The 14327-nt window shown below is 27.1% G+C and carries 21 protein-coding genes and 2 pseudogenes; 1 reads left to right on the forward strand and 22 read right to left on the reverse strand.

Features of this window, described 5'->3' with window-relative positions:
- Positions 1 to 72 precede the first annotated feature (72 nt).
- The 3 genes from AAHM76_RS05845 to AAHM76_RS05855 form a co-directional block, all read right to left on the reverse strand.
- Positions 73 to 537: a MarR family winged helix-turn-helix transcriptional regulator gene (locus tag AAHM76_RS05845; protein ID WP_342255718.1), complete on the reverse strand. Its 465-nt coding sequence runs from the start codon at positions 535 to 537 to the stop codon at positions 73 to 75.
- 190 nt (positions 538 to 727) lie between these two features.
- Complete coding sequence (locus AAHM76_RS05850; protein ID WP_342255719.1) at positions 728 to 1099, reverse strand: hypothetical protein; 372 nt, start codon at positions 1097 to 1099, stop codon at positions 728 to 730.
- 24 nt (positions 1100 to 1123) lie between these two features.
- A complete protein-coding gene (locus tag AAHM76_RS05855; RefSeq protein WP_342255720.1) occupies positions 1124 to 1885 on the reverse strand; it encodes a CNNM domain-containing protein in 762 nt (253 codons plus the stop codon).
- A gap of 298 nt (positions 1886 to 2183) precedes the next feature.
- Here AAHM76_RS05855 and AAHM76_RS05860 point away from each other — a divergent pair, with 298 nt between their 5' ends.
- Positions 2184 to 2804, forward strand: coding sequence for a hypothetical protein (locus AAHM76_RS05860; protein WP_342255721.1), 621 nt, complete (start codon positions 2184 to 2186; stop codon positions 2802 to 2804).
- A gap of 58 nt (positions 2805 to 2862) precedes the next feature.
- Here AAHM76_RS05860 and AAHM76_RS05865 read toward each other — a convergent pair whose 3' ends face one another.
- The 19 genes and pseudogenes from AAHM76_RS05865 to AAHM76_RS05960 form a co-directional block, all read right to left on the reverse strand.
- Positions 2863 to 3321 (reverse strand): hypothetical protein, encoded by a 459-nt coding sequence (locus tag AAHM76_RS05865; protein ID WP_342255722.1) that lies wholly within the window; start codon positions 3319 to 3321, stop codon positions 2863 to 2865.
- Between the two features lie 63 nt (positions 3322 to 3384).
- Positions 3385 to 3648 (reverse strand): hypothetical protein, encoded by a 264-nt coding sequence (locus AAHM76_RS05870; RefSeq protein ID WP_342255723.1) that lies wholly within the window; start codon positions 3646 to 3648, stop codon positions 3385 to 3387.
- A gap of 113 nt (positions 3649 to 3761) precedes the next feature.
- Positions 3762 to 3884, reverse strand: coding sequence for a hypothetical protein (locus tag AAHM76_RS05875; RefSeq protein ID WP_342255724.1), 123 nt, complete (start codon positions 3882 to 3884; stop codon positions 3762 to 3764).
- 219 nt (positions 3885 to 4103) lie between these two features.
- Complete coding sequence (locus AAHM76_RS05880) at positions 4104 to 4661, reverse strand: DeoR/GlpR family DNA-binding transcription regulator (protein ID WP_342255725.1); 558 nt, start codon at positions 4659 to 4661, stop codon at positions 4104 to 4106.
- 120 nt (positions 4662 to 4781) lie between these two features.
- Entirely contained in the window at positions 4782 to 6563 is a 1782-nt protein-coding gene (uvrC, locus tag AAHM76_RS05885) for an excinuclease ABC subunit UvrC (protein ID WP_342255726.1), read from the reverse strand.
- Between the two features lie 134 nt (positions 6564 to 6697).
- The gene (gene rplT / locus AAHM76_RS05890; RefSeq protein ID WP_342255727.1) at positions 6698 to 7057 is read right to left on the reverse strand and encodes a 50S ribosomal protein L20; all 360 of its coding nucleotides are present in this window, start codon (positions 7055 to 7057) and stop codon (positions 6698 to 6700) included.
- 26 nt (positions 7058 to 7083) lie between these two features.
- Complete coding sequence (rpmI, locus tag AAHM76_RS05895; RefSeq protein WP_342255728.1) at positions 7084 to 7278, reverse strand: 50S ribosomal protein L35; 195 nt, start codon at positions 7276 to 7278, stop codon at positions 7084 to 7086.
- Positions 7279 to 7322: 44 nt separating this feature from the next.
- Positions 7323 to 7853, reverse strand: a complete 531-nt coding sequence (gene infC / locus AAHM76_RS05900; protein WP_342255729.1) for a translation initiation factor IF-3 — start codon at positions 7851 to 7853, stop codon at positions 7323 to 7325.
- A 261-nt stretch (positions 7854 to 8114) separates the two neighbouring features.
- Complete coding sequence (locus AAHM76_RS05905) at positions 8115 to 8363, reverse strand: hypothetical protein (RefSeq protein WP_425289477.1); 249 nt, start codon at positions 8361 to 8363, stop codon at positions 8115 to 8117.
- Complete coding sequence (locus tag AAHM76_RS05910) at positions 8266 to 8721, reverse strand: hypothetical protein (RefSeq protein ID WP_342255731.1); 456 nt, start codon at positions 8719 to 8721, stop codon at positions 8266 to 8268. Before AAHM76_RS05910 ends, AAHM76_RS05905 begins: the two co-directional genes overlap by 98 nt.
- Positions 8722 to 8736: 15 nt before the next feature.
- Positions 8737 to 9120, reverse strand: coding sequence for an orotidine 5'-phosphate decarboxylase / HUMPS family protein (locus tag AAHM76_RS05915; protein ID WP_342255732.1), 384 nt, complete (start codon positions 9118 to 9120; stop codon positions 8737 to 8739).
- Positions 9121 to 9137: 17 nt separating this feature from the next.
- Positions 9138 to 9419 (reverse strand): orotidine 5'-phosphate decarboxylase / HUMPS family protein, encoded by a 282-nt coding sequence (locus AAHM76_RS05920; RefSeq protein ID WP_342255733.1) that lies wholly within the window; start codon positions 9417 to 9419, stop codon positions 9138 to 9140.
- A 2-nt stretch (positions 9420 to 9421) separates the two neighbouring features.
- Positions 9422 to 10338, reverse strand: a pseudogene (locus AAHM76_RS05925) (dihydroorotate dehydrogenase).
- Positions 10339 to 10680: 342 nt separating this feature from the next.
- Positions 10681 to 10884 (reverse strand): hypothetical protein, encoded by a 204-nt coding sequence (locus AAHM76_RS05935; RefSeq protein ID WP_342255735.1) that lies wholly within the window; start codon positions 10882 to 10884, stop codon positions 10681 to 10683.
- A gap of 86 nt (positions 10885 to 10970) precedes the next feature.
- Positions 10971 to 11123 (reverse strand): hypothetical protein, encoded by a 153-nt coding sequence (locus AAHM76_RS05940; protein WP_342255736.1) that lies wholly within the window; start codon positions 11121 to 11123, stop codon positions 10971 to 10973.
- 2 nt (positions 11124 to 11125) lie between these two features.
- Positions 11126 to 11575 (reverse strand): hypothetical protein, encoded by a 450-nt coding sequence (locus AAHM76_RS05945; protein ID WP_342255737.1) that lies wholly within the window; start codon positions 11573 to 11575, stop codon positions 11126 to 11128.
- A 210-nt stretch (positions 11576 to 11785) separates the two neighbouring features.
- Positions 11786 to 12897: pseudogene (locus AAHM76_RS05950) on the reverse strand (IS3 family transposase).
- A 74-nt stretch (positions 12898 to 12971) separates the two neighbouring features.
- Positions 12972 to 13430: an agmatine deiminase family protein gene (locus AAHM76_RS05955; RefSeq protein WP_342255738.1), complete on the reverse strand. Its 459-nt coding sequence runs from the start codon at positions 13428 to 13430 to the stop codon at positions 12972 to 12974.
- A gap of 259 nt (positions 13431 to 13689) precedes the next feature.
- Positions 13690 to 14034, reverse strand: a complete 345-nt coding sequence (locus tag AAHM76_RS05960; RefSeq protein WP_342255739.1) for a hypothetical protein — start codon at positions 14032 to 14034, stop codon at positions 13690 to 13692.
- Between the last annotated feature and the right edge of the window lie 293 nt (positions 14035 to 14327).

Raw genomic sequence — 14327 nt, forward strand, 5'->3', positions numbered from 1 at the left:
AACAAAATAATTATACGAATTATAAAAAATATTACAAGTTATTTTATTAATATTTATTAAATATTTAACATTTTATTTAAGATGTAGGCTCTTCTTTTTTAGCAACTCAACTATACTTCCTAAATCAGCTAGTAAAGTTTCATATCTTGGTTTTGATAAAATTTGCATAATGCGTTGATCTAATTGATTTACTAAATTAAAAACAATTGGTTTTAATTTTCATCACTTTTCAGTTAAGGTTAAATAAATAATTTTTTTATTATTTTCTGGGCGATTTTTTACAACATAACCCTTTTGTACTAATTTTTTTGAAACAATCGTAATATTTGCCCGTGATTGATTAACAACTTGTGCTAATTCATTCATTGTATAGTCAGGAAACCGTTCAATTAAAATTAATAACCAAATATTAGAAATTTGAAAATCATAATAACCTTGTTTTTGTAGTTCATTTTCAATTTGCTGTGAAAATGCTTTGTTAATAAAACCTAAATAACGAAAAAGTAACCCCCCACATATTTCATTTTCTACTTGCATTTTTTCCAGAATATTCCTCCTCCTTCTAATTAATTTTTATATATTTCTTATCTTTTTTTATCTTAACATAGAATAAATTAATGTTAAGTATTTAACAAAGATAAATAAAAAATGTATTTAAAATAAATACACTTTTTTGCTTTTAACGTTCTAAATCATGAATTGGATTATTATTAGTTAAAAATTCAATTTAAAAAATAATATTTTTGGAAGTTAATTTGCATTTTTTCACATCATTTACGCGAAAAGCATAATTTTGATAAACAAATTCTTTAATTTTATTTTCTGATTTTGTTAAATCATATCCTGTTTCCTTAACAAATCATTGATATAATGTTTTACCTGCGCTTTCCGGTGGTGCTGCTAAATGCAGATATTTTTGAAATACTTTTTTAATCGAAGTACTGCCATGAATTCAAAGCATATGGTGGCAAATTTCTTTTACTTGTCCAGTTTCATCATCTTCATCATAAATTTCACCAACTAATTCTTCTAAAATATCTTCCATTGTAACAATTCCAAGAAAATTATTACTATCTTCATTGGTGCTAACAACTGCCATATGGACCTGTTCTTGTTGAAAAAATTATAAAGCATCATCTAATTTTAAATAACGGGAGAAAAAAATTGGTTCAGAAACTAAACTTTTGATATCAACTTCTTGATGATCAATAACGGCAATAAAAACATCTTTAATGTTTAAAATACCAATTACTTTTTCAGTTTCTGGAACTAAAACGGGAATGCGCGTAAAACGTTCTTGCTTATAAAACCGTTGTAATTCTCGTCATGAAATATTACTATAAATTGTTTTAACTTTTTCCTTTGCTGTCATAATTGAACCAATTGTTTTTTCATCAAAAGTTATTGCTGATTCAATTAGTTCTTTCTCATTTTTTTCTAAAACACCTTCTGATTCAATTGTTGAAATTAATTCTAACAATTCATTTTCTGTTGTTAAAACACCATTTTTTTGTTTATGAAAGGTTAACAACCAAGTAAAAGGATAAAACAAAATTTTTCAGATTCATAAAATATAAGCTGAAAAAATTGAAAACCTTTCAGAAAAAGCTTTAGTAATTGTTTTTGGTAATAATTCACCAAAAATTAAAACAGTTAAACCAATAACTCCTATTGCTACTCATGTTGCTGTTTCGGAATTGATAATCAAAGACGCAAAAAATAAAGTTCCAATTGTTGCTAAAGCAGTATTGACTAAAGTATTAGCAATTAAAATAGTTGCTAAAGTACGATCATAATCTTTGACCAATTTATAAAATTGTTTTGCTCGACGAATTGTTTTATTTGTTGCTCTTTTTTTCCGTTTACTAACATTCTTTTTTGCCATTTGTTTTAAACGAATAACATTAATTGAGGTAATAGCTGTTTCTGAAGCCGGAAAAAAACTTTAAAAAATTAATAAAATAATCATTATTGGAAGTAACACGGCCAACGCAATGGTCATATCCATCATAATTTACTCTCCTTTAAAATCTGTATTATTTTCTATAATTATATGCTTTTCTCTAATAATTATCTACTAAATAAAATCATAAAAATATTTAGATTTAACTTTAAAAATATAAAAAATAATGTATAGTTATAGATAGACAATTATATAAAATAATTCTTGGGGAGGAATAGAAATGAAAAAACTGCTAAGTACAATGGCAACAATGACACTCGCAACAACAACAGCAACAGCAACGATCGCTTGTTCAGAACAAAATATGGCTTATTATAACCAATTCATCAATGGTATAAATAATAAAGAAAGTTTTATTTTTATGGTTTCAGCAAAAAATTGCATTCATTGTCAAAATACAATAGATACAACAATTCCAGATTTATATAATAAAAATGGCTATGGTAATGATAAATATGACAAGTATTTAGCGGGTGATTTTGGTGCACAATATGCCTTAAAAAAATATCCTATTAGTTCTGATGAACAAGAAAAAATTAAAAACACCCGCTTAATTATTACTGATAACATTAAAGATTATAATGGTATTTGAAAAGAAAAATGAGCAAAAAAAATTGCTGATTGAATTGTAACACAAGAGCGAAATGCCCATAAAATTAATGGTGAAATTGACAAAGTAATTACTGCTGATTCATTAGGGTTAACTGGAACACCAACTTACGTCTATATTAAAAATGGAAATTATGTTGAGTTCGAAACTGGTGAAGTTGGAAACTTACAAACAGGGGCCAATTCTGACTTATGAATGAATCGTTTTATTAAACATATGATATGGTCTTAGAATATTGAGGATACTGATCATAATAAAAAATACTCAGACAACTTTGCTGGGTATTTTTTTAATTAATCATTGTTATAATTGCATTAAAAATAATAAATAAATGATTATAAATAATTTGGTGGGTATACATTTTGCGCCGATCATTAATAATAATCGGTGTTTTTGTTGTTAAATTAGTCTCTATAATCGGTGAATTTTCTTTTAAAATAAATTTAATATTATCTAATGGTAAGGTTTTATCAGTATGTTTTAAAACATTAAATAAATAAGTTTGATCTATATCGATAATAATTAAAATTACAAGATCCTCATCTGTTAATCTTTCTAAAAATTTTTTAGCAATAAATTCATGTGTCGTTACACTTACATCAAAACCGGTTCCCAGCAATTGATGATAAAAATTAATTAATAAATCTAAATGTGTATGTTCACCAATCAAATAAATTTTTTTTGTTGTTTTTAGCATTGTTTTTAATTCTAAAATTGATGATAAATTTTCATTTAATAATTTTGTCATCATTGCACTATGGTTTGATACTAAATTATTAACAGTATTTTTTGATGGATTAATACGATAAAACTAATTAAGTTTTTTTAAATTATCTAATTCATAGCGAAAAAAAATATAAAATTCTTTTCACCCTGTAAAACCTAAACTTTTACAAAACTTTGTCACCGATGAGACACTTGTATGTGATGTTTCTGTAACATCATTAATGATAAAATTTTCATTTGATACTTTAGCAAAATTTAAAATAGTTTGTGCAATAATACCATTAACATTATCATTATTACGATTAATAATTTCTTCTAACTTCTCAAGAATATTAGTTTTTAATTGCATATTACCCGCCTATTAATTCCATGGTTTAATCCCTTCAGATTTCAATTATATTTTAATAAAATTTAGATAACAATGGAATTAAAAAAATTTGAGAGTTTAATGAAAATATTTTCCTAATCTACCTCATCGGTACGGTCTTTTACTACTTCCTCAATTTTTGCTAGCACAGTAAATAATTCTTCAAATTCAAACTTTTCAATTTGGTTACATACATGTTGGACATTATTTAAATCCATTTTAACCTCCTTTCAAGCAAAAAATTACCCATCGTAAGTTAACTTTTCCTTGCAAATATAAAACTTTGTTTAATAACAAAGTTTTATATTACTTTAACATTAAAATCATATTGTTTCATAATTTCTGGTTTGTCCGTTACTAAATATGAAACATCTTTAACGTCATAAAATTTAAAAAACCCAATTTTATCAAATTTTGTACTATCAGCTAATAAAATTTTAACTTGAACCCGAGCTAACTAAGGCTGCTAATTCAACCCGCGCTTCTTCTTCATTACTTTTGAAAACAGCGCCAGTTTTATCAATTGTATTTGCTGAAAAAATAACTTTTGAAAATTGAATTAATGATAAAATTTCCTCACAAAACGAACCATAAAAAGCTTGTGATTTTTCTCGTAATTTGCCTCCAAATAAGACATTATATTGAACATTAGGATTATCTTTTGCCAATTGTAAAATTCGAAATGAATTAGTGACAATTTTTATTGGTTTATCAATTAAAGTAACAAAAATTTCACAAGTTGATCCTGCTCCTACAAAAATAACATCATTTTTTTCTAATAAATTTGTTAACTTTTTTCCGATAATCATTTTTTTATCAAAATTAATACTACTTGTTTGAACATTAATATTACATGTTTTATTATGAACTCCCAAAAAATTAATACCACCATAATACATTGTAATAATTCCTTCATTTTCAAGTTCTTTTAAATCGCGGCGCGCAGTTGTTGCTGAAATATTATATTTTCGAACATATTCAAGAACATGATTCATTTCGTGAAAAATTTTTTGACACAAATATGCTAATAATAAATCTTTTCGTTGGACTCGATGGATAATTCTCTACTCCTTTCATTGTTTAACTCTGTACTTAATTATTATACCGAAAAAAAGTTATTTACCAAAATGTTCCAAAAATTTTCTTAAATTTTCAATAAGTTTTTTATTGTGCAATAGTTGGCATAATTCAGCAACACTTGCTTTTTGAATTGCACCAATACTTTCAAAATGGTGATTTAATAATTTAATTCGTTGTTTCCCAAACCCTGTGATTGTTTCTAAAATACTTGTTGTCAAAGCTTTTATTTTCCGACGGCGAAAACTAGTAATTGCAAAATGATGAACATCATCTTGCATTCTTGTTAAAAATAAAAATAAACGGCTACTTTTATCCAAATATACTTTCTCTTTTTTTAAATTAAGTAAATGGTCAGTTTTATGATGATCATTTTTAACTAAACCAATCACAGGAATTGATAAATCTAATTTTGCTAGTTCTTTTAAACAAGAATTAACTTGTTGAATCCCACCATCCATAATAATTAAATTAGGAAGTGCTTGTTCTTCTTGAATAATTTTTTGATAACGACGAGCAACAACCGCCGCAATACGGTGCGTATCATCTTGATATGGGATTTCTAAATTATATTTACGATAATCATTTCGTGATGGGCGACCATTTTTATAAACAATAACACCGCCAGTCACAAATTCATCATTAATATTAGCAATATCAATCATCTCAATTAAATATGGTAATTCTGATAAACCTAAAAGCATTTGTAATTCTTTTAAAACTTCAGCATTATTTAATTCTCGTTGGGCAGTTGTCTGGTATTGGACATAAGATTCATAACTATTTTCAGTGGCTAATTTCATAATTGTTTTTTCAATTGGTGTTTTAGGATGAAAAACACGATTATCAAATAACAAGTTTAATTCTGGTAATGCAATTGCCTCGTTAACAATTATTTTTGTGGGCAAAATATTTTTTTGATAAATATTTTGCAAGTATAAGCGGCATAATTCTTCGAAATCTTCAACAAAATCAAGATAGTAATACTCATAATATTTATAACTTAATTTTCCAGCAGGATAAAATAAAGTTGTTAAAACTAAATGTTCAGTAGTTTGATACAAACTAATCACATCTAAGTCATCATTTTGATTTAACATTTCAACTGTTTGTGATGATAAAGTTCAATCTAAGTTTCGAATTAAAACTTTTAATTTATGTGCTTCTTCAAATTGTAAGTTATCTGCGGCTTGAAACATTCGTTTCTCTAGTAGTTTTTTTGTTTCAGTAAAATTACCTTTAAAAAAATTATGAACTTTTTTAATCATTTTTGTGTAATACTCTGAAGGAACTGATTTAAAACAAGCGCCTGAACATTGATTAATATGATAATAAAGGCAAGGTTTTCCAAGATTTCCTTTACAACGACGTAAAGGATATAATCGTTCTAAGACTTTAATAATTTCCCGCGCATGGCTCCCTTCTGGGAATGGTCCATAATAGCGAGCATATTTTTGATGAACATTACGAACATACAAATATTGGGGATCTTTTTCTTTTGTAATTACAATATAAGGATAATGTTTATCATCATTTAACAAAATATTATATTTTGGTTTATACTGCTTAATTAAATTATGTTCTAAAATTAGTGCTTCTTTTTCAGTTTTCGTAATAATTGTTTCTAAACGAACTATTTCTTGAACTAAGCGGGTTGTTTTATAATTATAAACTTTGTTAAAATAAGAACTAACACGATTTCGTAAGTTTTTTGCCTTTCCAACATATAATACTTGATGATAATTATTGTAAAATAAATAGCACCCTGGTTTAGCTGGTAAAATCTCAACTTGCTCTTTTAACGATAATTTTTCTGACATTTTTCATTCTTACCCTTATATTTGTTAATATTTTATGCTTAATTAAAAAAATTAGCAACTCATCATAAAAAAACCCAAGGTAAGAGAGAACTTAATATTAAAATAAAAAACTACTTTTCTGAAAAGTAGTTTTGTTAATTTTTTAACGCTTGTTTTGATTTTTCTACTAACACTTTAAATTCACTTGGATTATGAATTGCTAATTCTGATAACATCTTACGATTTACTTCAATGTTAGTTTTATTTAAACCATTCATAAATTGTGAATACGACATATCATGTTCACGTACTGCAGCATTAATTCTTTGGATTCATAATGAACGAAAATCTCTTTTACGTTGCTTACGATCACGAAAGGCATACGCTCATGATTTCATTACTTGTTCTTTTGCTTTTTTGTAATGCGTTGATTTTGTTCCAAAATATCCTTTTGCTTCTTTAATAATTTTTTTACGACGTTTTTTTGTTGTTGGTCCGCCTTTAACTCTTGCCATTTGTTAATACTCCCTTCTCTTTTTCTTTATCTTTGTAATAATTGTTTTAATCGACTCTGATCAGTTTGGTCCATTAAACCAGCTTTACGTAAATGACGTTTTTGTTTTGTTGTTTTATTTTGGGCTAAATGTGAAGTATATGCATGCGCAATCTTTCATTTTCCTGTTCCTGTTATTTTGACTCTTTTTGATAAAGATTTTTTCGTTTTCATTTTTGGCATAAATTTTCCTCCTTGTCTTTTCTTTTAAAAGTTAATTTAATTAATTATTTTTTTGGTACAACATACATATCTAAAAACAAGCCATTTAACTGGGGTTCTTTTTCAATCTTTGCCAAATCTTCAATATAACTAAAAAATTTATCTAATGTTTCTTTTCCATATTCAGGTCTTGCAACTTCTCGACCACGAAACTTTAAAGAAATTTTAACACGGTTTCCATCAGTTATAAATTCACGCACTTTTTTTGCCTTAAATTCCAAATCATGTTCACCAATTCCTGTTCGTAAACGCATCTCTTTATTTTCAGTTACATGTTGATTTTTCTTATTTTCTTTTTCTTTTTTCTTTTTTTCGTATTTATATTTTCCATAATCAACCAATTTTGCTACCGGCGGATTTGAAGCAGCTGATACTAACAATAAATCTAAACCTTTTTCTTCAGCAAAACGAACTGCTTCATTTCGCCCTAAAGGACCAACTTTATTACCATCATCTAAAATAATTAAAACTTCACGTGCTCTAATATCATAATTTACTTGCTCGATATTTTTATTGTTTTTAGTGGGTTGATTCATCCAATACCTCCTTTTAATTAATTAAAAAAACGCTCAAAAGTAGCGCTTTCATTAACAAGAATTATCTTCTTAAATGATTAAAATAATCATTAAAAACTTTAATTTTATCTTGTAAAACCTATTAACCACACTAAAGGGCATAGGTGAGCATTAGCTACTTTAACATTTTTCAATATTAATTATATAATGTTTTTTTAATTTAGTCAATAATATTAATAAGATATTTTAAATTAACTTACTAATACAAATCATTGTATTCTTCTACTCTAATTGTTGCTGAAACTTTTTTAAAACTTGTTGTTCTGCTTTTGATAACAAACCATTAGTTGTTACTAAAATATCAAAATTAGTTAATGTATATAAAGGAACTTGAAAACTTTCAAAATCAATAGTAGCTTTTTTTAATTGATAACTAAAAATTGCTAATACCGCAACAACTTCCAAACCTGCCGCTTGTAAAGTTTTCACAACTTCAATAACTGACCCACCGGTATAAATTAAGTCTTCAATGACAACAACCTTTTGCCCCTTTTCATAGACTCCTTCAATTTATTTTTGTTTTCCGTGACCTTTTTTTACTACTACGAACATACCCAAATGGTAATTGTAATAAATGGCCTAATAGAGCAGCGCGGGGAATTCCTGCTGTTGCTGTTCCAAAAATATTATCAATTTTATCTTGTTCAAAATTAGTATTAATAAGTTCAGCAAACCTTTCAGCAATTGCTCACCGCAAATTAGGATAACCCATTGTTAACCGATTATCAATATAAATTGGTGCTTTAATCCCCGATGCTCAAGTATATAATTCGGTAATATTAATACTAATTGCTTTAATTTTAATTAATTCCGTAATAATGTTTTTCATGTTCATTCTTCCTTTCTAATCTGTAAATGTTGTTATAATTTGTTGATAAACGGCCGCCGGATCGGCAGCTCTTGTAATTGCGCGACCAATTATTAAATAATCAGCTCCTAATTCTTTTACAAGAACTGGTGTTGACACCCGTTTTTGTTCAGTTTGTTTAGTTACTAATTGAATTCCAGGGGTAATTGTTTGTAACAATGGAAACTGTGTTTTAATCATCTTTGCTTCTCATGGCGAACAAATCACACCATAAAAGTTATTAACTACTGCTAATTTTGCTAAATTTTGTACTAATCGCTCTATTGTTAATGTTGAAGATAAAAATAAAGTTTGAAGATCATCATTATCAAGACTAGTTAACACTGTTACACCTAATAATTTAATTGAAGTATCTTGCACAACCTGATGCGCTAATTCTATTTTTTTTCACCACTTGTTAAATGAATTGTAACAAAGTCAACTTTATATTGCTTTAATGCTTTTAAAGCCTTTTCAACTGTAATTGGAATATCATTTAATTTTAAATCAAGAAAAACAATATGACCGTGCTGTTTTAATTTATTAATAATTTCAAAACCAACAGCATAAATCAATTCCATCCCAACTTTTAAAAATAATGATTGTGGCGAAAACTTGTTTAAAAAAGTTCATAATTGTTCTTCCGTATTAAAATCACACGCAATAAATATTTTTGGCATAATTATTTCTCCTTCTGGTGCACGATTCCCACAATATCGCTTAAATGTTGTAAATTTTGTTCTACACAATATGCTAACAAATCTCTTTCAATCTCTAGAACAAGGTTTGGATTAGTAAATAAACTAGTACCAATTGCAACAATACTTGCTCCAGCCATTAAAAATTCGAGAACATCATTGGCAGAACTAACTCCCCCCATTCCAATAATTGGGATTTTAACCACACTAGTAACTTCATAAACCATCCGAATTGCGATTGGTTTAATACAAGGTCCACTTAATCCTCCTATAATGTTACCTAATGCCGGTTTTTTAGTTTTAAGATTAATCTGCATTGCAGGAATAGTATTAATTAGACTAATTGCATCTGTTCTTTCTTCTTGACAAATAATCGCAAATTGCTTAACATCACTAACTGATGGTGATAATTTCACAATTAATTTCTTTTTTGTTAAAACACGGCGAACTCTTTTAACTACTTGTCGTGTTACCACCGGATCAGTTCCAAATAAAATACCTCCTTCTTTAACATTTGGGCAAGAAATATTTAATTCGACAAAAGCAATTGCATCAATTTCATTAATAGCAGTGGCTAATATTTCGTATTCTTCAATTTTTTTCCATTTAAGTTAACAATAATTGGAATCTGAAACGCAGCAAAGGCGGGCACAATCTTCGCTTTAAAATAATCTAACCCTGGGTTTTCTAAACCAATGGAATTAATTAATTCTGCTGTAACTTCAGCTAACCGCGGCGAAATATTACCTAACCGTGGTTCTAAAGTAATTCCTTTTGTTGTTAGCATTTCCAACTCATTAACAGCAAAAAAGTCCTTGTAACATTCACCATAACCAAAAGTTCCGCTTGCTGTTATTAAAGGACAATTTAAGGTATATCATAAAAATTTTGTTTTTAATATAGTAATTTTTACCCTCCCTGCTTTTAATATTCAACAATAATGATCGGTCCATCTGTACAAATTTTTTATTAACCCCATCAATTGTTTTTGTACATCCCATACATGCCCCAACACCGAAAGCCATATGACTTTCATATGAAATTTGTGTACCAATTTGTTGTGTTTTAGCTAAAGCATTAATTTTTGTCAAAACAACATCTGGCCCACAAGCAATAATTACTTTGGGTTTTGATTTTGTTAAATATTGTTCTAAGGCTGTGACAATATTTTGTTGGTGTCCAATTGAACCATCATCAGTATTTAATAAAAAATTATTATTATTTTGAAATAAAGTTACGACATTTAAATCATCCTTCGTTCGTTCCCCGAAAATAACATGATATTTTTTTCTTTTTTAATTAATTCATCAATTAATGCTTTCATTGGAGCAATTCCAATTCCACCTGCAACAATTAAAATGTCATCTATTGTCGGAGTAACTTGAAAACCTTGGCCATGTGGACCTTGGATTTGAACAACTTTACCAATTTTTCATTGATTAGCCATATACCATGTTCCTAATCCTTTACATTGATAATAAATGCTAATTGTTTCAGCAACCGGATTAATGTCAAAAAAAATAAATGGTCGTTTTAAAAAAACTGCTGTTGTGGTTCAGCTAGAACAAGCTGACCTGAGCAAGCAATTTTACTAAGCTGTGGTGCTTTAAATGTTGCTAATCATAAATCAGGACCAAATTGTTGATTTTCCAATAAAATAGTTGATTCAATAATTTGTTTTGTCATAGTTATTCCCCCTTTAAATGATAAATTTGACCTTGATAAACATTAATGATCGGTCATCCCGTTAAATTTTCTCCCAAAAATGGGGTATTTATTGATTTTGATTGTAATAACTCTGGGGTCACAACTTTGCTTATCGATAAATCAATCACTGTAAAATTGGTATAATTATTAACCTCTAATTGGATATTATGATGTTTAATTAATTGCTGTGGATTAACTGTTAAAGCATTAATAATAGTTGATAATGCCAATTGCTGTGAAATCACTAACTTTGTATATAATAATGGAAATGTTAATTGTAACCCTATAATTGCCATTGCACTATTTGCAAACTCACCTTTCTCGCTTGCTTGATGTGGGGCATGATCAGTTGCAATAACATCAATTATGCCATCATTTAAAGCTTCAATTAAACTTAATTGATCATTAATGTTATTTAAGGGTGGATTCATTAGATAATTCCCATCATTTGTTGTAATATCATCAACTGATAATGTTAAATGGCGCGGAGTTACTTCACAAGTTAAAAAGGGATTAATTTTTTTCCTTCGCGAATTAGAGCAATACTTTTAGCCGCGGAAACATGACATAAATGATAAGGTAATTGTTGTTTATTAACAATTTTTAAATTATTGGAATGGCAACACTTTTTATGACACTTTTTATATAGACATTTGTTTTCTAAAAGTAACTGGAGATAAATAATTTAAACTGCCATGAATTCGAATATTGTTATATCAATGCACAAAATCAAAAAGTTCGTATTTTAATTGTGTTAAATTTTTAAATTTTTTACCCTTAATAAATTCAGTTTTAAAAGTTTTGTAAGTTGTTTCAGCCACAGCATTATCATAATGGCAGCCTTTATTGCTTAATGATCTTTTAATATTAAAAGTTATTAAAATTTAATCAATGATTTTATTTTTAAACTCATTACCACGATCAGTATGAAATAGAGTTATTTGATTTAATGGTCGTGTTATTTTATGAAAAGATTGTTGGACCAGTTCGGCTGTTTTATTCGGCCCAGCACTATAACCAATCATTTCACGATTAAACAAGTCAATTAATAAACAAATATAATGTCATTTAGCGCCAACTTGAACATATGTTAAATCACTAACAATAACTTCATTAGGTTTTTTGTTGTTAAATTGACGATTTAAAATATTATTAATTTGGTCATTATTGACTGTTGTTTTATGATTATGATATTTTAATTTGGTGTATTTAGAAACCAAATTATTTTTGATCATAAAGAATCTGATTTTTCGCCGCGATAAGATGATATCTTTTCTGTTTAAAATAACTTTAATTTTGCGAGCCCCATAAATTTTGCGACTTTTATTAAAGGCACTGATAATTTCTTGTTCATAATTATTAACTTGCTTGTTAATACATTTATTAGTTTGATAATAATACTTTGATTTTGATAAACCCAAAATCTTACATATTTTTCTTACTGAATATTTTGTTTTGTTGTTATTAATTATTGTTATTTTTTGGCCATTATTAGTGCGGCTTGCTTTAAAATGTAATTTTCCATTTTCAAGTCTTTAAGTTCTTTTCGTAAAGTTATTATTTCATTTTCTTCTAGTGTGCGATTGTCTTTTGCTTTAAATGAACCAGAATTATTATAATTTTTAACTCAACTATAAATAGTTGGTTTTGGTAAATTATATTCTTACCATAGATTAATAACACTTTTACCATTTTTATATAGCATGACAATTTGTTTTTTAAATTCTTCAGAGTATGAAGTTTTATTTCCCATTTTTATATTCCTTCTTTCTTAATAATTTTATCTAATTTTGAAGTCTATATAATTATGGTCCTAATAATTGTAGCCTATCCACTCCCACTTTCTAGCACCAACGGACAAGCATAATAATCAACACCACTAGTATTTGCCATTGTAATAGCCACGTTATTAACCACATTATAGTCTCAGTTAAAATGTTTTGCTTTTAACATTAAACTATTTTGCATTCCTCGGCCATTAAATTCAAAACTAACTGCACGGCGTTCTCCCTTTTCTTTTATTAAATAAAGTGCTCCTATATCACGTGCCCAACTATCATAATAATTTGTTTTTACTAAATTAATATTACTATTTGCTAGCATTTTTTTAACTCGTAAATAATTCTGTTCATTAACAATCATTTGGACTGGTTCATCATAATTACTAATAATTTTAGCAACTAATGCAAAAATTTTTTGCGCCGGAAAAGCATTTTTCTGTCAATTATCTTTCATATATGGTCATATCATTCAAGTTTGCAAATGATTACTTGTTTCTGCTGGCAAATAAAACACATCTTCTTGCGGAGTTGTTGTTAATAATTTACTAATTTTATAATTCCTCCGTTCTAAATAGCACCGACTATTTTATTAATAAAGAAAAATATAATTAAAAAATATTATTTGTTTTAAATAACAAATAATATATAAATGATTATTATTAAAAATCATTTTTAAACAAAAATTTTCAATATAGATATTTTTTTAATACGTTTGATTTAAAATATTAATTTCAAAAGAAACTGGTGAAGATGGCATAATTTGACTAATACCTTGCGATACAACGTATAATCATTTTTCCCTGAGGCTTTAATTTACAAAGAACCTTAATTTTGTTTGTTAGAGCAAAATTTAAATTTAAACAAACATTAAAAACTTCTGTTGCTACAGTTGGATTAACAATTTTAAGTTTAAATGAATCTCATTCTTTTTCTAAATGTCTTTGATGATAATTAACCCGTAATTTATCAACTTGGATTTCATTTTGATATAAAATAATATCTGTCATTTCTGATTGTTTAATATAATTTGAACCTAAATCAGAAAAACATAATTGTAAATAATCAATTTTAAAAAGATTAACTGCCATTTCTTCGCCAATTTTTCTCATATTATTCTAACCTTATCATAAATACAATAAACTAGCAAATATCTTGTGTTAAAAATAAAGTTAAAGTTATGTTATCAAATAGAGGGCAATTGTTTTTCTTAAAATTAATTAATACAACAAAATACTTGTTTTTGATTAATTGTAAATTTATAACAATTTTAATTGTTGATGCAAATAACAATTAAAGTAACAATCCTTTTTAGTTAAACGACCTAACATCATAATACTAGTTTTGCTTTAATATTTATTACGAAAATTAAACATAAATATTAGCAAATATTTATCCATTAAAA

The organism is Spiroplasma endosymbiont of Poecilobothrus nobilitatus (assembly GCF_964030655.1).
GTDB lineage: Bacteria > Bacillota_I > Bacilli_A > Mycoplasmatales > Mycoplasmataceae > Spiroplasma.